This window comes from Pseudomonas fluorescens (genome assembly GCF_001902145.1).
Taxonomy (GTDB): domain Bacteria; phylum Pseudomonadota; class Gammaproteobacteria; order Pseudomonadales; family Pseudomonadaceae; genus Aquipseudomonas; species Aquipseudomonas fluorescens_BV.
Map to the genome: position 1 here is coordinate 126,593 of NZ_MRST01000023.1, position 20,936 is coordinate 147,528.

The 20,936-nt window shown below is 62.3% G+C and carries 15 protein-coding genes; 8 read left to right on the forward strand and 7 right to left on the reverse strand.

Annotated elements, in window-relative coordinates; all coding sequences use genetic code 11:
* The first annotated feature begins 215 nt into the window (after positions 1 to 215).
* Positions 216 to 920, forward strand: coding sequence for a methyl-accepting chemotaxis protein (locus BUE92_RS29285; RefSeq protein ID WP_371264140.1), 705 nt, complete (start codon positions 216 to 218; stop codon positions 918 to 920).
* 125 nt (positions 921 to 1,045) lie between these two features.
* Complete coding sequence (locus BUE92_RS12425) at positions 1,046 to 1,474, forward strand: hypothetical protein (protein WP_073524358.1); 429 nt, start codon at positions 1,046 to 1,048, stop codon at positions 1,472 to 1,474.
* On the opposite strand, the gene BUE92_RS12430 is transcribed toward BUE92_RS12425, so the two are convergent.
* Together BUE92_RS12430 and cra are read right to left on the reverse strand one after the other, a co-directional pair.
* Positions 1,421 to 2,197, reverse strand: coding sequence for a TatD family hydrolase (locus tag BUE92_RS12430; RefSeq protein WP_073523972.1), 777 nt, complete (start codon positions 2,195 to 2,197; stop codon positions 1,421 to 1,423). The two genes, BUE92_RS12425 and BUE92_RS12430, sit on opposite strands and share 54 nt — an antisense overlap.
* Before the next feature lie 2 nt (positions 2,198 to 2,199).
* Positions 2,200 to 3,195: a catabolite repressor/activator gene (cra, locus tag BUE92_RS12435; protein ID WP_073523974.1), complete on the reverse strand. Its 996-nt coding sequence runs from the start codon at positions 3,193 to 3,195 to the stop codon at positions 2,200 to 2,202.
* A gap of 284 nt (positions 3,196 to 3,479) precedes the next feature.
* Here cra and ptsP point away from each other — a divergent pair, with 284 nt between their 5' ends.
* The 4 genes from ptsP to BUE92_RS12455 all read left to right on the forward strand — a co-directional run bounded on the left by ptsP (position 3,480) and on the right by BUE92_RS12455 (position 10,703).
* A complete protein-coding gene (ptsP, locus tag BUE92_RS12440; RefSeq protein ID WP_073523976.1) occupies positions 3,480 to 6,338 on the forward strand; it encodes a phosphoenolpyruvate--protein phosphotransferase in 2,859 nt (952 codons plus the stop codon).
* Positions 6,339 to 7,259 carry a 1-phosphofructokinase gene (gene pfkB, locus BUE92_RS12445; RefSeq protein ID WP_073523979.1) on the forward strand — a complete coding sequence of 307 codons (921 nt, stop codon included), beginning with the start codon at positions 6,339 to 6,341 and terminating at the stop codon, positions 7,257 to 7,259. It begins immediately after the preceding gene.
* An 11-nt stretch (positions 7,260 to 7,270) separates the two neighbouring features.
* Entirely contained in the window at positions 7,271 to 8,980 is a 1,710-nt protein-coding gene (locus BUE92_RS12450) for a PTS fructose-like transporter subunit IIB (protein ID WP_073523982.1), read from the forward strand.
* Positions 8,981 to 9,161: 181 nt separating this feature from the next.
* On the forward strand, positions 9,162 to 10,703 hold the full coding sequence (locus BUE92_RS12455; RefSeq protein WP_073523984.1) for an alkaline phosphatase D family protein: 1,542 nt from the start codon (positions 9,162 to 9,164) through the stop codon (positions 10,701 to 10,703).
* 137 nt (positions 10,704 to 10,840) lie between these two features.
* Here the strand turns inward: BUE92_RS12455 and BUE92_RS12460 are convergent, their stop codons facing one another.
* Positions 10,841 to 13,366: a PepSY domain-containing protein gene (locus BUE92_RS12460; RefSeq protein ID WP_073523987.1), complete on the reverse strand. Its 2,526-nt coding sequence runs from the start codon at positions 13,364 to 13,366 to the stop codon at positions 10,841 to 10,843.
* Positions 13,367 to 13,488: 122 nt separating this feature from the next.
* A complete protein-coding gene (locus BUE92_RS12465; protein ID WP_073523989.1) occupies positions 13,489 to 15,774 on the reverse strand; it encodes a TonB-dependent receptor in 2,286 nt (761 codons plus the stop codon).
* A gap of 205 nt (positions 15,775 to 15,979) precedes the next feature.
* On the opposite strand from BUE92_RS12465, the gene BUE92_RS12470 reads away from it, so the two are divergent.
* Entirely contained in the window at positions 15,980 to 16,660 is a 681-nt protein-coding gene (locus BUE92_RS12470; protein WP_034126270.1) for a Fe2+-dependent dioxygenase, read from the forward strand.
* Between the two features lies 1 nt (position 16,661).
* Complete coding sequence (locus tag BUE92_RS12475; protein ID WP_073523992.1) at positions 16,662 to 17,411, forward strand: tetratricopeptide repeat protein; 750 nt, start codon at positions 16,662 to 16,664, stop codon at positions 17,409 to 17,411.
* Between the two features lie 70 nt (positions 17,412 to 17,481).
* On the opposite strand, the gene BUE92_RS12480 is transcribed toward BUE92_RS12475, so the two are convergent.
* The 3 genes from BUE92_RS12480 to BUE92_RS12490 form a co-directional block, all read right to left on the reverse strand.
* Entirely contained in the window at positions 17,482 to 18,645 is a 1,164-nt protein-coding gene (locus BUE92_RS12480) for a type III PLP-dependent enzyme (RefSeq protein WP_003188470.1), read from the reverse strand.
* A gap of 472 nt (positions 18,646 to 19,117) precedes the next feature.
* The gene (locus BUE92_RS12485; RefSeq protein ID WP_073523994.1) at positions 19,118 to 20,275 is read right to left on the reverse strand and encodes an osmoprotectant ABC transporter ATP-binding protein OsmV; all 1,158 of its coding nucleotides are present in this window, start codon (positions 20,273 to 20,275) and stop codon (positions 19,118 to 19,120) included.
* Positions 20,272 to 20,925, reverse strand: a complete 654-nt coding sequence (locus BUE92_RS12490) for an ABC transporter permease (RefSeq protein WP_073523996.1) — start codon at positions 20,923 to 20,925, stop codon at positions 20,272 to 20,274. Before BUE92_RS12490 ends, BUE92_RS12485 begins: the two co-directional genes overlap by 4 nt.
* Between the last annotated feature and the right edge of the window lie 11 nt (positions 20,926 to 20,936).

Sequence of the window (20,936 nt, forward strand, 5' to 3'; positions counted from 1 at the left end):
CCTTCGTTGCCCAAAGCCGCGACGAACTGGGCGGCTTGGGCAAGGTGTTCAATGGCACCGTGGCCAAGATTCATGACCTGATCGAGCGCGTTGGGCATACGGTCAGCCAGGTGGAGTTGCAGGCCGGCCAGGTGCAGGCGGTGTCGGCACAGAGTAACCAGGCGGTGTCCGGCCAGCGCAGCCAGATCGAACAAGTGGCGACCGCCATGAACCAGATGTCCGCTACCGCCCAAGAGGTGGCGCGCAGCGCTGCGGCGGCGGTCAGCAGTGCCCAGAGCGTCAATGATGAAACGGTCACCGGGCGTGCGCTGGTGCAATCCCAGCAAGGCGGCATCGCACGCCTGGCGGCGGAGATTGACGAATCGGTGCGTGTGATCAACCAACTGGCTGCCGACAGCCAGTCCATCAGCAGCGTCCTTGAAGTGATCAAGAGCATTGCCGAGCAGACCAACCTGCTGGCGCTCAACGCGGCCATCGAAGCCGCGCGCGCCGGTGACCAGGGGCGTGGGTTTGCGGTAGTGGCTGATGAGGTGCGCACCCTGGCTCGGCGTACACAGCACTCCACCGAGGAAATCGAGCAGATGATCAGCCGCTTGCACAGCGGCGTGGGCGCGGCGGTGAAGGCCATGGGCAGCAGCCATGAAATGGCGAATGGCACGGTGGGGCAGTCGGAAAAAGTCCAGCAAGCCCTGGAAAATATCCTGGGGGCGGTTGGGATGATCGTCGATCAGAACCAGCAGATTGCCGCCGCCGTGGAGCAGCAAACGGCGGTCGCCCACGACATCGACCAGAACATCGTCGAAATCAACCGTGCTGGCGAGCATGCAGCCCAAGGCGCCCAGCACACGGAAGCGGCCAGTCGGCAACTGGCAACCCAGGTGGTTGAGTTGAAGCAATTGATTGGTGCGTTTCGGGTGTAGGGCGATTCTGAAGGGCAGAGCCACGGGCCCTGTGGCCCATGTCTTGATTTACCGATGCGTGTTTTATCGGGGCGTGAATAGGTGAAAATTTATTTCATCCGTCACGGTCACGAGGGGACAAAATGATGGCCGCCGCAATCGGTATCAGGGGGCATTGCGCCCAGTGCAACATGACGTTTGAACTCAAGCCTTGGCAACTGAACGCCATCGCCATCGATGTGCCGTTTGACTGTACGTATTGCCATTGCGGGTTGCAGTTGGGCTGCGTCAAGCAGTTGCGCCAGTTCAGGGCCCTGGACCAATGGGCGCTGGTGCGGCCGAGCATGATCATGCTGACGTGCGCGACCTTGCTGGTGGCCTTGGTCGCCGAGTGGCTGGGGCTGCTCAGTGTCATCGCACAGTTCAACATTTCACTGGTCGCGGTGTTGATCCATTTGCTGGTGGTGCGCTATGCCCGTCATCGCCAGACAATGACCTTGAACTTGCAGGCCATCAGTGCGCTACCAGTTGAACAGCTCGCACGCATTGCGTGTGCTCGCCTCAGCCAGCAATAGAGGGCTGATACCCATGCGCTCGGCCAGGGCCGTGCAGATGTCTGGCAGGTGTTGCGGGCTATTGCGCTGGTTGGGGTACATGGCCGGGGCCATATCCGGCGAGTCGGTTTCCAGCACCACGGCGTCGAGTGGCAACTGGGCCAGTACCCGGTGCATGCGCAGGGCCTGGGGCCAGGTGGCAGCGCCACCCAGGCCCAGTTTGAACCCGAGCTTGATGTACTCGCGTGCCTCTTCAACGCTGCCGGCGAACGCATGGATGATGCCGCCTCTGGGCAGGCGGATACGCTTTAAGGTGGCAATTACGGCGGCGTGGCTGCGGCGAACGTGGAGCAAGGCCGGCAGCTGGAAATCCACCGCGAGTTTCAGCTGGGCTTCAAATAGCGGTTGCTGGCGCTCGTGGTCCAACTGTTCCAGAAAGTAATCCAGGCCAATTTCGCCCACGGCGCACAGTTGCCGGTGGCCATGCAGGCGCGTCAACCAGTCGCCCAGTTCCAGCAGGTGGGCGGGGCGATGCTCATCGAGATACACCGGGTGCAAGCCGAAGGCGGCGAACAAGCCTTCGTCCTGTTGCACCAAGTCCCATAGCCGCTGCCAATTTTTCTGGTACACCCCCAGCACCACCAGGCGCCGCACGCCGAGTTCACGGCTGTGGGCGAGGACGTGCGAGCGATCCTGGTCGAAGTCCTCGAAGTCCAGGTGCGTGTGGGTGTCGATCAGCTCCACGCTCAGGCCTCGTGGATACGCTGCTTGAAGGTCCGGCCAATCGCATGCACCCCGGGTTGGTAGTGTTCTTCTTCAATGGCGGCCAGGGCCAGGCGCAGGGCGGTCTCGGCGATCAACTGATGTTGCTGGGCCATGGCGTTGACCGGCAGCGGCAGGAAATCCAGCAACTGGGTATCGCCGAAGGTACCCAGGCGCAGGGGGCGTGACTTGAGGGGGAAGTCATGCAGCGCATCAAACACGCCTTGCAGCAGTACGTAGGAGGTGGTTACCAGCGCGTCCGGCAAATGCCCCAGGCGTTGCAGCAGTTGCTCCATCAGCTCTCGGCCGCAGTCACGACTGAAGGCTTCGCCCTGTTCGATGATTACTTCGCCCGTAAAGCCTTGCAGCGCATCACGGAAACCGGCGGTACGCGCCTGGCTGATGCTCAGCTCGGGCCGTGCGCCGATCAGCGCGATTTGCTTGGGCAACGGTTGCAGCAGGCTGCTGGTGAGTTGCTGGCAGGCCTGGTGGTCGTCGCTGACCACGGAGCAGAACTGGTTCGGTTCCATCTCCCGGTCGATGGCAATCACCGGCAGCCCCTTGGCCTGCAGCTCGCGATAGCTGTCATCGCTGGCCGGCAGGCAACTGGCGACGAACAACGCATCGCAACGCCTGGCACGGAATAGTTGCAGCAGTTGGCGTTCGCTATCTGCTTCGTCATCGGAGCTGGCGATCAGCAACTGATAGCCCCGCGCCCGTGCACCTTGCTCCAGCAGTTTGGCGATGCGTGCGTAGCTGGGGTTTTCCAGGTCTGGCAGGATGAACCCCAAGGTCCGCGTATGCCGGCTGCGCAGCCCGGCGGCTTGAGGGTTGGGGGTAAAACCATGGGCTTGGACCACGGCACGCACACGCTCAACGGTGGCGTTGCTGATGCGCTGCTGTTCGGCCTTGCCGTTGATGACATAGCTGGCGGTGGTAACGGACACACCGGCCAGACGTGCGATATCACTGAGTTTCAAACCGGGATTTCCTTGTTTTTTGGCGCTCGCCCCGACATTTTGTCCAATCGTAACCGATTCCAGCATTCGACCAATGTCCCACAGCAAGCGCCGAGTGGCCCTTCAAGCTTGCGCAATTAACGCGTAATCTGCCATAAATTCTAGATTAAACGTTTCAGCAAGCGTATTTTTACGATGTTCGCCACTGAGTGACCACTGCCAATTGACCGCTCAGTCAGTTAATTTTGAACATATTTACCTACAACAATACCTAGTGCGCCCGTCGCACTAACTAGGAGAACGGCATGCTTGAGCTCACTGTAGAGCAGATATCCATGGGCCAGGGGGCTGTGGATAAATCTGCTGCCTTGCACCTGCTCGCTGACAAATTAGTGGCCGATGGCCTGGTTGCCGAAGGTTACCTCAGTGGCTTGCAAGCCCGTGAAGCCCAAGGTTCAACCTTTCTCGGCCAAGGCATTGCCATTCCCCATGGCACGCCAGAAACCCGCGACCAGGTATTTTCTACCGGTGTGCGCCTGCTGCAGTTCCCCGACGGGGTGGACTGGGGCGATGGCCAGATCGTCTACCTGGCGATTGGCATCGCGGCTAAGTCCGATGAACACCTGCGCCTGTTGCAACTGCTCACCCGTGCCCTCGGTGAAACCGACCTGGGCCAGGCGTTGCGCCGTGCCAGCAGTGCCGAAGCTTTGTTGAAACTGTTGCAAGGCGCGCCCCAGGAACTGGCGCTGGATGCACAGATGATCAGCCTGGGCGTGTCGGCCGATGATTTTGAAGAGTTGGTGTGGCGCGGTGCTCGCCTGCTGCGCCAGGCCGACTGCGTGAGCAATGGCTTTGCTGCCGTATTGCAGCAAGTCGACGCGCTGCCCCTGGGCGATGGCCTGTGGTGGTTGCACAGCGAGCAGACGGTCAAGCGTCCGGGCCTGGCCTTTGTGACGCCGGACAAACCCATGCGTTACCTCGGCCAGCCCTTGCACGGCCTGTTCTGCCTGGCGAGCCTCGGTGAAGCGCACCAGACCCTGCTTGAACGCCTGTGTGCCTTGTTGATTGAAGGGCGCGGCCAGGAGTTGGGACGCGCCACCAGCAGCCGCGCGGTGCTGGAAGTGCTGGGCGGTGAACTGCCGCCGGACTGGCCCAGCGCCCGTATTATCCTGGCCAACGCCCACGGCCTGCACGCGCGCCCGGCCAAGATCCTGGCGCAATTGGCGAAAAGTTTTGACGGCGATATCCGCGTACGCATCGTCGATGGCGCGGTGGGTGCCGTGTCGGTCAAAAGCCTGAGCAAGTTGCTCAGCCTCGGCGCACGTCGTGGTCAGGTGCTGGAGTTTGTGGCCGAGCCGACGGTGGCCGGCGATGCGCTGCCGGCCCTCTTGGCCGCCGTGGAGGAGGGCCTTGGCGAAGAGGTCGAGCCGTTGCCCACGGTGAGCGCACAGCCAGTGCACGTTGACATCGAACCTGTGCTCAGCGCGCCACTGAGCGGCAGCCAACTCCAGGCCATTGCCGCCGCGCCGGGTATCGCCATCGGCCCGGCCCATATCCAGGTGCCGCAGGTGTTCGATTACCCGTTGCGTGGTGAGTCCGCCGCCGCCGAACGCCAGCGCCTGCACACCGCCTTGAGCGACGTGCGCACGGATATCCAGGGCCTGATCGAACGCAGCCAGGCCAAGGCCATCCGCGAGATTTTCATCACCCACCAGGAAATGCTCGACGACCCGGAACTGACCGACGAAGTCGACACCCGCCTCAAGCAAGGCGAAAGCGCCGAAGCCGCCTGGATGAGCGTGATCGAAGCCGCCGCCAAGCAGCAGGAAGCCTTGCAGGATGCCTTGCTGGCCGAGCGTGCTGCCGACTTGCGTGACATCGGCCGTCGCGTACTGGCGCAGTTGTGTGGCGTCGAAAGCGTCCAGGAACCGAGCGAACCCTACATCCTGGTGATGGAAGAAGTCGGCCCTTCGGACGTGGCGCGCCTGGACCCGGCCCGCGTGGCGGGTATCCTCACCGCCCGTGGGGGCGCCACCGCCCACAGCGCCATCGTTGCCCGCGCCCTGGGCATTCCGGCCTTGGTGGGCGCTGGCGCTGCGGTGTTACTGCTCAAGGCTGGCACGCCGTTGTTGCTCGATGGCCAACGCGGCCGCCTGCATGTGGACCCCGACGCCACCACCCTGCAACGGGCCACCGTGGAGCGCGACAGTCGCGAACAGCGCTTGCAAGCCGCATCGGCCCAGCGCCATGAAGCGGCGCTGACCCGTGACGGCCACGCCGTGGAAGTGTTCGCCAACATTGGCGAAAGCGCCGGAGTGGCCAGTGCAGTGGAGCAGGGCGCCGAAGGTATTGGCCTGCTGCGCACCGAACTGATTTTCATGGCCCACCCCCAGGCGCCAGACGAGGCCACCCAAGAGGCCGAATACCGTCGCGTGCTCGACGGCCTCAATGGTCGCCCGTTGGTGGTGCGCACCCTGGATGTGGGCGGCGACAAGCCCTTGCCCTATTGGCCGATCGCCGAAGAGGAAAACCCCTTCCTGGGTGTGCGCGGCATTCGCCTGACGCTGCAACGCCCGCAGATCATGGAAGCGCAACTGCGGGCGCTGCTGCGTGCAGCGGATAACCGCCCGCTGCGCATCATGTTCCCCATGGTCGGCAGCGTGGATGAGTGGCGCGCCGCCCGGGACATGACCGAGCGCCTGCGCCTGGAGATTCCGGTGGCGGACCTGCAACTGGGGATCATGATCGAAGTGCCCTCAGCCGCGTTGCTGGCGCCGGTCCTCGCCAAGGAAGTCGACTTCTTCAGCGTCGGCACCAACGACCTGACCCAGTACACCCTGGCCATCGACCGCGGCCACCCGACCCTGTCGGCCCAGGCCGATGGCTTGCACCCGGCAGTCCTGCAACTGATCGACATCACCGTGCGCGCCGCCCATGCCCACGGCAAATGGGTTGGCGTGTGCGGCGAGTTGGCGGCGGACCCGCTGGCGGTGCCGGTGCTAGTCGGCCTGGGTGTGGATGAGTTGAGCGTGTCGGCCCGCAGCATTCCTGAAGTGAAGGCGCGGGTGCGTGAATTCAGTCTGAGCGAGGCCCAGAGCCTGGCGCAACAAGCACTGGCGGTGGGTTCGCCCGCCGAAGTGCGTGCCCTAGTGGAGGCCGTTTAGATGGCGAATATTCTGACCCTGACGCTGAACCCGGCGTTGGACCTCACGGTGCGCCTGGCGCACCTGCAACCTGGTGAGGTCAATCGCAGTGAGGCGATGCTCACCCATGCGGCGGGCAAGGGCGTGAATGTGGCGCAAGTGCTGGCGGACCTGGGCCATTACGTCAGCGTGGGCGGGTTCCTCGGCAGTGCCAACCCCCAGGCGTTCAATGCGCTGATCAAGCGCCGTGGGTTTGGCGATGCCTTCATCCGTGTCCCCGGCGAAACCCGCAGCAACATCAAGATTGCCGAACAGGATGGACGCGTCACCGACATCAATGCACCGGGGCCGCTGGTGACTGAAGAGGCGCAAAAAGCGCTGCTCAAGATGATCGCGATGATTGGCCCGGAGTTCGATGCGGTCGTGGTGGCCGGTAGCTTGCCGCGCGGCGTCAGCCCGCAGTGGTTTAAAGGGATGCTGGAGGCGTTGAAAGACCTCGGGTTGAAAGTCGCCCTGGACACCAGCGGCGAAGCGCTGCGCCTGGGCTTGGAGGTTGGCCCGTGGCTGGTCAAACCCAATACCGAAGAGTTGGCCGAGGCCTTGGGTAACGCCACTGATGCCATCAGCCAACTGCATCAGCAAGGTGTCGAACATGTGGTGGTGTCCGACGGTGCTGCGGGCGTGACCTGGTACCGCCCAGGTGCGGCGCTGCACGCCACGCCGCCCAAGGTGGCAGTGGCCAGTACCGTGGGTGCCGGCGACTCGCTGCTGGCCGGGATGCTCCACGGTCTGCTCAGTGGCGATACGCCGGAGCACACCTTGCGCCGGGCCACGGCGATTGCCGCGATGGCGGTGACACAGATCGGTTTTGGCATCAGCGATGACGCGCAGTTGGCGCGTCTGGAAAGCGGCGTCGACGTGCGCACGCTGACAGAACAATAAGAGGGTTTGTGATGAAGTTAGCCATTGTTACCGCCTGCCCGAACGGCATGGTCACCAGTGTGCTGTGCGCCCGCTTGTTGGACGCCGCCGCCCAGCGCATGGGCTTGCACACCAGTGTTGAAGTCGTCGATGTGCAGCGCCCGGAGCGCCAGTTGTCCCAGGCGACGATTGATGATGCCGAATGGGTGCTGCTGGTCAGCAGTACCCCGGTGGATATGCAGCGTTTTGTCGGTAAACGTGTGTTCCAGAGCACGCCGGCCCAGGCGTTGGCGGACGTCGAAGGGGTACTGCGCCGGGGTGCCGAAGAGGCTCAGGTGTATATCGCCGACGCCGCCCCGGTGGCGGCCAAGGCTGCGCCGCGTATCGTCGCGATTACCGCGTGCCCCACCGGGGTGGCCCACACGTTCATGGCCGCCGAAGCCTTGCAGCAGACTGCTCAGCGCCTGGGTTATGACCTGCAGGTTGAGACCCAAGGCTCGGTGGGCGCTCGCACGCCGTTGAGCCCGCAAGCAATTGCCGATGCCGATGTGGTGTTGCTGGCGGCCGATATCGAAGTCGCCACCGAGCGTTTCGCCGGCAAGAAGATTTACCGCTGTGGTACCGGCATTGCCCTCAAGCAATCCGAAGCCATCCTCAACAAAGCGCTGGCCGAAGGCGCAGTGGAAAGCGCGGCCAGCGGTGCGCCGGCCAAGGCGGAGAAAACCGGCGTCTACAAACACCTGCTCACCGGCGTGTCGTACATGTTACCGATGGTGGTGGCGGGGGGCTTGCTGATCGCCTTGTCGTTTGTGTTCGGCATCCATGCCTTCGAACAGCCTGGCACCCTGGCGGCGGCGCTCAAATCCGTGGGTGACCAGGCGTTCCTGTTGATGGTGCCGCTGCTGGCGGGCTACATCGCTTACTCGATTGCCGACCGTCCCGGCCTGGCCCCCGGCATGATCGGCGGGCTGCTGGCGGGCACGCTGGGGGCCGGGTTTATCGGCGGCATCCTGGCCGGTTTCGTCGCCGGGTATTGCGTCAAGCTGATCAGCCGCGCGGTGCAACTGCCCCAGAGCCTGGAAGCGCTTAAGCCGATCCTGATCATCCCGTTACTGGCGAGCCTGTTTACCGGCTTGGTGATGATCTACCTGGTGGGCCCACCGGTCGCCCGCTTGCTCACGGGCCTGACGGATTTCCTCAGCACCATGGGCACCACCAACGCGGTGCTGCTGGGAATTTTGCTCGGCGGCATGATGTGCGTGGACTTGGGCGGGCCGATCAACAAGGCGGCCTATGCGTTCTCGGTTGGCCTGCTGGCCGCGTCGAGCGGCGCGCCGATGGCCGCAACCATGGCCGCTGGCATGGTGCCGCCGATTGGCATGGGCATCGCCACGTTGCTGGCCCGGCGCAAGTTCGCCCAGACCGAGCGCGAGGCCGGCAAGGCGGCGATGATCCTGGGCCTGTGCTTTATTTCCGAAGGCGCGATTCCCTTCGCCGCCAAAGACCCGCTGCGCGTCATTCCGGCCAGCATCGCCGGTGGTGCGTTGACCGGTGCGCTGTCGATGTACTTCGGCTGCAAACTCGCCGCGCCCCATGGCGGGTTGTTTGTGTTGGTGATTCCGAATGCGATGAACCATGCGCTGTTGTACTTGTTGGCGATTGTGGCGGGCAGTGTGTTGACCGGGTTGGTGTATGCCGTGCTCAAGCGGCCGGAAGCGGCCGAGCTGGCCGTAGCTGCCTGACCAATACCCTGTAGGAGCGAGCTTGCTCGCGAAGAACTCACAGGCGCCGCGTTCATTCAGGAAGCCCGCGTGAGCGTTGACGTTTTTCGCGAGCAAGCTCGCTCCTACAGTTGGATCCTGTCATCTGCGCTTCATCCCATCATGCTTTAGTGGCCCTTTTGATACTCAAGAGGGCACCTGCATGAGCCACTTCGATCTCGGTCGCCGCCGTGTGATGCAAGCCGTGGGCGCTGGCCTGCTGTTGCCGGGCCTGGCGCCGGCGGTGATCGCTTCGGTGAAGGACCGACCGCAACTCACTGACGGCGTGCAATCGGGCGACCTGCAGGGCGATCGCGCGATGATCTGGAGCCGCAGCGACCGCCCGGCGAAGATGGTGGTGGAGTGGGATACCCGCAGCGTGTTCAGCAACCCGCGCCGATTCGTCTCGCCCCTGGCTGACAGCCGCACCGACTTTACCGCGCGTGTCGAACTCACGGGGCTGCCGGTTGATCAGGCGATTTTCTACCGCGTGCACTTCGAAGACGCCCAGACCGGCATCGCCAGCGAGCCCTGGTTCGGCCACTTGCGCAGCGTGCCGCAACAGCGCCGCGATATCCGTTTTGTGTGGAGCGGCGATACCGTCGGCCAAGGCTTTGGCATCAACCCGGACATCGGTGGCATGCGCATCTATGAAGCCATGCGCCTGCGCCTGCCGGACTTTTTTATCCACAGCGGCGACACCATCTACGCGGACGGCCCGGTACCGGCGCAACTGACCACCGAAGGCGGGCGCATCTGGCGCAACATCACCACCGAAGCCAAGAGCAAAGTGGCCGAAACCCTCGATGAATATCGCGGCAACTACCGCTACAACCTGCTGGATGAAAACGTGCGCCGCTTCAACGCCGAGGTGCCGCAGATCTGGCAATGGGACGATCACGAGGTGATCAACAACTGGTCATCGAGCAAACAGCTGGATGAGCGCTACCAGACCCGCGATATCAACACGCTGGTGGGCCGTGCGCGTCAGGCCTGGCTGGAATACTCACCCATGCGCCGACAGAGCGCCGACAGTGGCGGGCGCATTTATCGCAAGCTCAGTTATGGGCCGCTGCTGGACGTGTTTGTGTTGGATATGCGCAGCTATCGTGGGCCCAATGATGACAACCTGGGCGCAGAAAAACCCTTTCTCGGCCGTGAACAGTTGGACTGGCTCAAGCGCGAACTCAAGGCGTCGCAAGCGCAGTGGAAGGTAGTCGCCGCCGACATGCCTATCGGCCTGGGCGTGCCCGACGGTGAGGTCAGCCCCGGTGTGGCGCGTTGGGAAGCGATCGCCAATGGCGATCCTGGCCCGGCGCAAGGGCGTGAGCTGGAGATCGCCGAACTGCTGGGGTTCCTGCATGAGCACAAGGTGCGCAACCACCTGTGGCTGACGGCCGATGTGCATTACTGTGCGGCGCATCACTATCACCCGGACCAGGCGGCGTTCCAGGATTTCGAGCCGTTCTGGGAGTTTGTGGCGGGGCCGTTGAATGCCGGAAGCTTCGGGCCCAACCCACTGGATAAAACCTTTGGCCCGCACGTGGTATTCCAGAAGGCACCACCGGCGCAAAACACTTCGCCGTTTGCCGGGTTCCAGTTTTTTGGTGAGGTGCAGATTGATGGGCAGACTGCGGAGTTGACGGTGATGCTGCGGGACTTGGACGGGGTTTCAGTGTTCGAGCAAAAGCTGCAACCGACCTGATTGGAATGCAATCAAAACTGTAGGAGCGAGCTTGCTCGCGAAAAACTCATAGACGCCGCGTTATTCAGGAAGCCCGCGTTATCGTTGACGTTTTTCGCGAGCAAGCTCGCTCCTACAGAAGGCAGGCATTAGCGGGGTCAGTAGACATCCCGACGATAGCGGCCCTGTTCGATCAGGCGCTCCAGCGCCTCATTGCCCAAGATGTCGGCCAGTGCCTGATCCACCCCCGTCGCCATTCCCTGCAAGCTGCCACACACATAAATCGCCGCGCCGTCCGCTAGCCATTTGCGCAGCACATCCGCTGACTCGCGCAGGCGATCCTGTACGTAGACCTTCTCCTCCTGATCACGGGAAAACGCCAGGTCCAGCAGGGCCAGGTCTCCATTGGCGAGCCAGCCTTGCAGTTCGGCCTGGCACAGGTAGTCGTGGGCGATATTGCGCTCGCCAAACAGCAGCCAGTTGCGCTGCTGGCCGTCGGCAATGCGTGCTTTGAGCAAGCTGCGCAGGCCCGCAAGGCCGGTGCCGTTGCCCAGCAGAATCAGTGGCACAGGCGCGTCGGGCAAATGGAAGCCGCTGTTGCGCCGCAGGCGCAAACTGATGGCCGAGCCGAGGGCGGCGTGTTCAGTCAGCCAGCCGGAGCCAAGCCCCAGGCTACCGTCGGGGTGGCGCTCCTGGCGCACAATCAGCTCCAGCACGCCGTCGCTGGCAATCGAGGCGATGGAGTATTCGCGCATGCCCAGCGGTACCAACGCATCCACCAATGCCTGGGCATGCAGGCCGACCAGGTGCGTGCGGTTGTCCGGCAGTTGGCGCGTGGCCAGGGCCTGATCAAGGGTGTGGGCCACGCCGTCAATCACCACGCCGTCGCTGCCGACCAAGCCCAGGCCACCCAGAAAGCGTTCGATGGCCCAAGGGCAATTGCGCGGCAGCACTTCCACCAGATCGCCGGCCAGCCAGCTGTGTGCAGACGTGGACGTCAGACCCAGCAGGTAGACGGGCGAGCCGACACTGTCGGGGTTGAGCAGGGTGCGTTGGCTCAGGGTCCAGTTTTCGTACTGGGCCGTCGGCCAGGCCGCTGTCGGAGCATGCCCGGTGAGCTGGCCCAATTGCTGTTGCCAGGTCTGCAGCGCCAGTGTGTCGCCGCTGTCGACTTCCACCGGGGCAAACAGCGGGGTGCCGCCCTGGTTGGTCAGCCAGAAATGCAGGCGTCGGGCAAAGCCGCAAAAATGTTCGTACTGCCGGTCACCCAGGGCCAGCACCGAGTAGTTCAAGTCTTTGAGGGGCAGCGCCTGGCCAAGCACGCTACGCTCGAACCCGCGGGCGCTGTCGGGCGCTTCGCCGTCGCCAAAGGTGCTGACCACGAACAGCGCGTTTTGCGACTGGCTGAGGTCGTCAGGGCTGACACTGCCCAGGGGGCGCACCTTCACCGCCAGGCCCGCAGCCTGCAGTTGCCCGGCCGTTTGCCAGGCCAGCTGTTCGGCAAAGCCGCTCTGGCTGGCGAAGCCGATCAGCCAGGCCGGCGCATCGCTGTGGCTATCTGTCAGGCCTTTGCGGGCATCGCGGACCTGGCGCTTTTTGCGGCGTCGGTCGAGGTACAGCAGCCAGCCCGTGATGAAAAATAGCGGCATAAGCAGTGAGCTGACGGTGAGGACGATGCGCCCGACCAGGCCGAAATAGCTGCCGGTGTGCAGCGCATAGACGCTGGTCAGCAACTGCGCCTTGAGGCTCTTGCTGGCGTAGCGGTCGTGGGATTTGACCTCGCCGGTGGCCGGGTCCAGGTTGATCTGGTTCAGCGCACGGTCATGGGGCGAGTCCTTGAGCAGGTAATACACGGTGGCCGGTTGCCCGGCCACCGCTGGCATACGAATGTTGTAGGCGCTCAAGTCGGGGCCGGCGTTGCTGTAGATGCTGCTCCAGATCGCGTCGTAGTTGGCCACGGGAGCAGGGCCTGCGGGGGCTAGGCCGCGCTTGCGCATGCGCTCGTTCTGCGGCGCGTCGGACAGCAGCTTGGTCACGCCACGGTTGTACCAGTCGTAGGACCAATACAGCCCGGTCAGCGCTGCCAACAGATAAAACAGCAGGCACCAGGTGCCGAATACCGAGTGCAGGTCCCAATTGAAGCTGCGGCCCTTTTTGCGCCAGTCCAGGGTCAGCCAGACACGCCAGCTTTTCACTTGGCGCGGCCAGCGCAGGTACAGGCCGGAGAGGCAGAAAAACAACAGGATCAGGGTGCAGGCGCCGGTAATGTTGCGCCCGGTGTCGCCGATGGCGAGGAAGCGGTGCAATTGCAGGATAAAACCGAACACATCCTGGCCGACCGCGTCGCCCATGTAGTCGCCGGTGTACGGGTCAAAGTAGCGCATCTGGCCACGGCGCTCGCCCGGTGGCGGGGTGAAGGACACGCGGCCGGCGTTGCCGCTTTCGCTTTCTACCCACAGCATGGCCACGGTCTTGCCTTCGGCCGCTTCCAATTTGCGTACCAGCTCGGCGGGCGGCAGTACACCAGCCTCGCGTTTCTGCACGCTCAACACGGTGGGGTTGAGCGCCCGCAGGATCTCGTCCTGGAACGAGTACGCGGCCCCGGTGACCCCCATCAAGGCCAGCACCAGCCCGGCCGTGATGCCGAAGAACCAATGCAACTGGAACAGGGTTTTCTTCAACACGTCGGAGCGCCTCGCTTAGCTGGATATCTGATCACGGCGCGCATTATGCCGTGAGTTGCCGGGAAACACGCAAAAGCCCCACGCATCCGATGTGTGGGGCTTTTGGCTGAACCTTGCCGCTTTTAGAAGTGGAAGCTGGTGGTCAACAACGCCGTACGACCGGCCGCCTGGTTGGCGAAGTGCGCCGAGTAGGCCTTGTCGTAGTAGGTCTTGTCGGTCAGGTTCTGCACGTTCAATTGCAGGTCGACGTTCTTGGTCAGCTTGTAGCTGGCCATGGCGTCGTAGCGGGTGTAGGACGGCACATATACGGTGTTGCCGGCATCGCCGTAAACCTCATCGACGTAGAAGGCGCCGCCGCCGACGGTCAGCTTGGGGGTGATGTCGTAGGTGGTCCACAGGCTGAAGGAGTTCTTCGGCGTGTTGGGCATTTGATTGCCTTTGTTGGAGCCGGCGCTGACTACACCGTTACGCCCGTTGAGGCCGGATTTGACCAACTCGCTGTCCAGGTAGGTGTACCCGGCGAACACTTGCCAGTGCTCGGTGAGCTTGCCACTGGCCGACAATTCCACGCCATCGACTTGGGATTCACCGCCATTCTCGTAGGTGAGTGCGTCTACCAGGATGCGGGTGTTCTTCTTCTCGGTACGGAATACCGCCGCCGTCAGCGACAGGCGGTCGTGAAACAGGTCCCACTTGGTGCCCAGTTCATAGTTAACGGTTTCTTCTGGCTGCAAGTCGCTGATGGCGGCACCGGCAGACAGTGGGTTGCCGTCGGCGCCTTCGCCCACCAAACCACCGGCCGGCGAGGCCGAGGTCGCGTAGGAGGCGTAGATGCTACCGTTTTCCAGAGGCTTCCAGACCAGGCCGGCTTGCCAGTTGAAGAACTGGCTGTCGTCCTTGATCTTGGTGCGCCCGGCAACGGCGTTGGTGTTGGCTTCGGTGTCAAAGGTGTCGTAGCGCAGGCCCACGTTCAGCAGCCATTTCGGGTCGAGTTCGATGGTGTCGAATACATACGCGGCGCGGCTGGTGGCCTTGGTGTTGGTACCGTTGTAGTTGCGCGCGATGCTGCCGTTCCAGGCGTCGTCGGGGTTCGGGTTGCTCAGTGAGGTGCACTGGCCGCCCAGGCTGCCCTTGGCCGTTGTGCACACCGGGTTTGCGTTAGGGCTGACGGTGTAGCCGCTGACACGGGTTTCTTCACCGGTAAATTCCAGGCCAGTGGAGTAAGTGTGCTTGAAGCCCAGGGCCTGGAAGCTGCCAAACAGATCGGTCTGGTTGGTGGTTGTGGTCGTGGTGGAGACACGGCTGTTGGCGCGACGCCAGACGGTGCCGTAGCGGTTGACGTTGAACTTGCTGTCATCCGGCTGAGTGAGCACATAGTCCTGGCCGGTGCTGCCGTGGCGCAGGGTGTTCTTGAGCGTCATGTTGTCGTTCAGGTCGTGCTCGATGGAGAACGTGCTGATGTCCGCACGGGTCTTGCGGAAGTCACGGCTTTTCAAACCGTAGAAGTTGTTGCTGTCGCCGCCGTCGTTGGGTTTGTCATGCACGTGGGCTGTGGCGGTCGACGAACCGTAGCCGTAGGGAATCCCCGAATCTGGCAGATCATCACTTTCCATATGGTAGTAGCTGAGGTTGACACGGGTCGGTGTGCCCAGGCCAAAAGTCAGCGACGGCGCCACGCCCCAACGGTCGTAATTCACCGCATCGCGGCCAGCCACATTTTGTTCATGGCTCATCAGGTTCAGGCGGAATGCCGCGCTGTCGTCCAGGAACTGGCGGTTCACGTCGAGCACGTAGCGGCGGGTCTGGTCGGAGCCGTAGGTAAAGCCGCCGTTGGTGAAGTCCCGCGCTTGCGGGGTCTTGCTCACCAGGTTGAGGCTGCCACCGGCCGAGCCACGGCCGCCGAACGAAGAGTTCGGGCCTTTGCTGACTTCGATGGACTCGATGTCGAAGATCTCGCGGCTCTGGCCTCCGGTATCGCGTACGCCATCGAGGTAGGTATCGCCCTGGGCGTCGAAACCACGGATGAACGGGCGGTCGCCCTGAGGGTTGCCACCTTCACCGGCGCCGAAGGTGATACCCGGTACGGTGCGCAAGGCGTCCTGCAGCGAGGTGGCGGCGGTGTCCTTGAGTACTTGTTGCGGCACCACAGTGACCGAGCGCGGCGTGTCCACCAGCGGCGCGGTGTATTTCTGCGACGAGGCTTTTTCTACCTGGTAGGAGGTGTTGTCCTGCTCTTGCCCGGTGATGTTGGTGGCGCCGAGGGAGATAGGGTTGCGCTCGCCTTTTTGCTCGGTGTTTTCCGCTGCCTGCGCCAGGTGGGCGGCAGAGCTGGCGCTGAGGGCAACGCCAATGGCGGAGGCCAGCATGCGTGGTGAACTGGCCGGTATTTTTAGAATAGTGCGCGACATGACGTGTCCCTTCCCCAAGGATGTGAGGCCGCGGAATATAGGGCCAACAAGACTTTGTATCAATTGCGATGTATTGCTATTCGCATCAAATTTACATTCTTTACACTTTTTCTTTACGGATTTTGCGTTCTCGTTCGTCCCCGTGTTTTACAGGGTGGATAAGAATCAATACCATTGACGCCCCTCAGATCGCAGGTATTGCCCCATGTTGCTGCATATTCCCGGCCTGTTCTCTCGCGAGGAGGTGCTGCGCATTCGCCAGGCCCTGGAAGAAACCGAATGGGCTGACGGCAAAATCACCGCCGGGCACCAGTCGGCCAAGGCCAAGCACAACCTGCAGTTACCCGAAGGCCACCCCCTGGCCAAGGAAATCGGCGCGGCGATGCTGGAACGGTTGTGGAGCAACCCACTGTTCATGTCGGCGGCGCTGCCGCACAAAGTCTTCCCGCCACTGCTCAACTGCTACACCGCTGGCGGCAGTTTCGACTTTCATATCGACAACGCGGTGCGACAACCCAAAGGCAGTCATGAGCGCGTGCGTACCGACCTGTCGTCCACGTTGTTCTTCAGCGATCCCGACGAGTACGACGGCGGCGAACTGGAGATCCAGGACACCTTCGGCCTGCAGCGGGTCAAACTCCCCGCAGGCGACATGGTGCTGTACCCCGGCTCCAGCCTGCACAAAGTCAACGCGGTGACCCGTGGCGCGCGCTATGCCTCGTTCTTCTGGACCCAAAGCCTGGTGCGCGAAGACAGCCAGCGCACCCTGCTGTTCGAGATGGACGGCGCGATCCAGCAACTGACCCGCGACGTCCCCGACCACCCTGCGCTGATCCAGCTCACCGGCACCTACCACAACCTGTTGCGCCGCTGGGTCGAGGTCTGAGATGGGCTTTTTATTGCGTCGCCAGGAAGTGCTCAATGTCGAGCAATTACAGTCCATGCTCGACGATTCCCCGGTGCGCGCCGCCCAGGCCATCCTGATCGCCGCCAAGGCAGGTGTGGTCGAGGCCCAGGCCCTGCTCGGGCAAATCTTGCTGGAAGGGCGCGGCATTGCCCGCGACGAGCCCCTGGCGCTGCGCTGGTTCCAGATTGCCGCGCAGGGCGGGCACCTGATGGCCCGCAATATGATCGGGCGTTGCCGGGAGCATGGCTGGGGCTGCGTTGTCGATGAAGCCGCCGCAGCGCGGGAATATCGCCTGGCGGCCCACGCCGGGTTGGATTGGGGCCAGTACAACTACGCCAACCTCTTGGCTACCGGCCGTGGCGTTGTTGAGGACCAGGCACAAGCACTGGCGCTGTATCGCCAGGCTGCCGAACAGGGCCATGCCAAGTCGATGAACCTGCTCGGGCGTTACCTGGAAGATGGGCAGCATTGCCCAAAGGATGTTGAGGTGGCCGTTGAGTGGTATCGCCGCTCAGCCGAGGCAGGGGATTTTCGCGGGCAGTTCAGCCATGCGGCGGTGCTGGCCGACAGCGGCCAGATCGACGCGGCGCTGGAATGGTTGCACAAGGCGCTGGCAGGCGGGAATCTCAAGTTTCTACAAACGGCGCACAAGGCGCTGGCACGGGCCGATGACCCGCGAATTCGCGCCATGGCCGAGGCCTACCAACAACGAGCCGCGACCTTTTCCTGAGCCATAAAAAAACCCATGACAGGTCATGGGCTTTTTCTTGCAGCTTGCAGCTTTAAACTTACCGCTGCTCTTACACGTAAAAGGATTTCAACGGCGGAAACCCATTGAACTCAACCGCGCTGTAGCTGGTGGTGTAGGCACCGGTCGACAACCAGTACAGACGATCACCAATCGCCAGGTTCAACGGCAGGCCGTATTTGTAGTTTTCGTACATGATATCGGCGCTGTCGCAGGTAGGGCCGGCGATGACCACTTCTTCCATCTCGCCTTTCTTCTCGGTCCAGATCGGAAACTTGATGGCTTCGTCCATGGTTTCGATCAGGCCGGAGAACTTGCCCACATCCGTGTACACCCAACGCTCGACGGCGGTACGCGATTTACGCGCCACCAGCACCACTTCGCTGACCAGGATACCGGCGTTGGCGATCAACGAACGGCCTGGTTCCAGGATGATTTCCGGCAGGTCGTCGCCGAAGTCTTCCTTGAGGAAACGGATGATTTCTTCGGCGTAGGTTTCCAGGCTGTTGGTGCGGGTGATGTAGTTGGCCGGGAAACCGCCGCCCATGTTGATCAGCTTCAGCTCGATGCCATCTTCTTCTTTCAGGCGCTCGAAGATCACTTTGACCTTGGCGATGGCCGCGTCCCACACGCTGATGTCGCGCTGTTGCGAGCCGACGTGGAACGAGATGCCGTAAGGCACCAGGCCCAGGTCGCGGGCGAGGATCAGCAGGTCCATGGCCATGTCGGTCTGGCAGCCGAATTTGCGCGACAACGGCCAGTCAGCAGTGGTCGAGCCTTCGGTGAGGATACGCACGTACACTTTCGAACCCGGTGCGGCCTTGGCGATGTTGCGCAGGTCGGCTTCGGAGTCGGTGGAGAACAGGCGCACGCCCTTCTCATAGAAGTAACGGATGTCCTTGGATTTCTTGATGGTGTTGCCGTAGCTGATACGGTCGGCGCTGACGCCGCGGTCCATGACCTTGTCCAGCTCGTAGATCGAAGCGATGTCGAAGCTCGAACCCTTGTCTTTCAACAGGTCGATGATCTCGACGGCCGGGTTGGCCTTGACGGCGTAATACACCTTGGCGAATTCGAAACCGGCGCGCAGGTCATCGTAGGCCTGGCTGATCATCGCGGTGTCGATCACCACGAACGGGGTTTCTTGCTTGTCGGCGAACGCCTTCATTTTGTCAAACGTGGCGCGCGCGAAATAATCTTCGACGTTGATCGACATGCTGGGGACTCCTAAGGGCAAACAGTAGTAATCAATGGGTGCAAATGAACGTCCTCCGTATCCCCACTTTGGTTCGCCTACTTCCCAAGGCATGTCGCCGAAAGCAAAAAGGCCACGGGGTAAGCTGCCCTTGGCCTTGCTGTCTCGTCGTCAGTACTTGAGCCGGATGGATCGTTTCCAGCATGGACGTTCGGCGCGAACTTTAGGGCTTGGCGGGCGTGGGATCAACTAAAAATGTCGCGTTTTTGCACGCGTTCGTCGCGCGGCCGCGTGCAGCTACTTATGTAACCGACCGGTGTGACGGATTGATGTTCCCCGGATGGGGAGATTTGAGGTGCTTCAGACCCAGTGAAGATCCAATGTGGGAGCGGGCTTGCTCGCGAATGCGGTGTACCAGTCAACCTATCTGGCGACTGACACTCTGCATTCGCGAGCAAGCCCGCTCCCACAGTTTTAACCGAGTGGTGTCATATCAAGCCAGGGCTGTCTCGGCCGGGGAGACGATGCTGGTCTTGCCCCCACGGGACTTACCAGAACTCAAGTACTCGGCAATCGACTCCTGGGTCACTTCCCCAAGGAACACCCGCTCCGCATCCATCACCGGCAACCACGAACGGTTGAACTCGTACATGCGCGACAGCAGGATGCGCAAATGCTCGTCATACGCTGCCGTGGCGTTGAACTCGCGCAGGTACTGGCCGCAGGTGCCGGCCTGGCGGTGCAGGTCGCGACGGCGTACGTAGCCCAGCGCCTTGTTTTCGGCGCAGGTGACCACCACGTAGCGGCGGTCATGCTCATCCATCAGTTCCAGCGCTTCGGCCACCGGCGTTTCCGGGCTCACCGACGGAGCGTTGTCCGCCGCGTCTTCGGCTTTTACCAGCAGCAGGCGCTTGAGGGTGCTGTCCTGGCCCACGAAGTTGCTGACGAACTCGTCGGCCGGGTGCGCCAGCAGCGTGTCCGGGTGGTCGATCTGCAGCAGCTTGCCGGCGCGGAAGATGGCGATCTTGTCACCCAGCTTGATGGCTTCGTCGATGTCGTGGCTGACCATGATCACGGTCTTGTTCAGCGCGCGCTGCATCTCGAAGAATTCGTTCTGGATCATCTCGCGGTTGATCGGGTCGACCGCGCCGAACGGCTCGTCCATCAGCAGCAGCGGCGCATCCGCCGCCAGGGCGCGGATCACACCGATGCGCTGTTGCTGCCCACCCGACAATTCACGCGGGTAGCGATGCAGGTACTGCTTGGGCTCCAGCTTGATCATGCTCATCAGTTCGCGGGCGCGGTCGTGGCATTTCTGCTTGTCCCAGCCGAGCAGCTTGGGCACCACCACGATGTTCTCTTCGATGGTCATGTTGGGAAACAGGCCGATCTGCTGGATCACGTAGCCGATGTTGCGACGCAGGGTCACCTCGTCGAGGTCAGTGGTGTCTTCGCCGTTGATCAAAATCTTGCCCGAGGTGGGCTTGATCAGGCGGTTGATCATTTTCAGCGTGGTGCTTTTGCCACAGCCCGAGGGCCCCAGGAATACGCAAATTTCGCCTTCGTTGACGGTCAGGCTCACATCGTTGACGGCGGTGACGGTCTTGCCGTTGCTTTGAAAAGTCTTGGACAGGTTTTGAAGTTCGATCATTTGAGCAATCCTTTTGGAGTCAGCGAGCGTTGCAGCCATTGCAGAAGCAGGTCGGCGAAGATGGCCAGGAGACTGACCAGCACGGCGCCGACGATCAGCATCGACATATCGCTGCGGCTGATGGAAGCCAGAATAAGTACACCCAGGCCACCGGCACCGATGGTGGCGGCGATGGTCATCACACCGATATTCATCACCACGGCGGTGCGCACGCCAGCGAGAATCACCGGCACCGCAATCGGCAGTTCGACCATGCGCAGGCGCTGGCCGAAGGTCATGCCGATGCCGCGTGCGGCTTCGCGAATGCCTGGCTCAACGCCGGTCAGCGCGAGGTAGGTGTTGCGCATGATCGGCAACAGGGAGTAGAGGAACACGGCGGTGATCGCCGGCATCGGCCCCAGGCCCTGGCCGAACTTGGAGTAGAACGGCAGCAGCAGGCCGAACAGGGCGATGGAGGGCACCGTGAGCAAGACCGTGGCGCTGGCTTGCAAGGGGCCTGCGAGTGTCGGATAGCGGGTCATCAGCACGCCAAGGGGCACACCCACGACAATTGCGAGGATCACAGCGATACCCACCAGCGTGATGTGCTGCCAGGTCAAGTGCAGGACTTGGGCCCAATCAAGATGGGAAAAGGCGTTCAAAAATTCCATGTCTTCTCCTT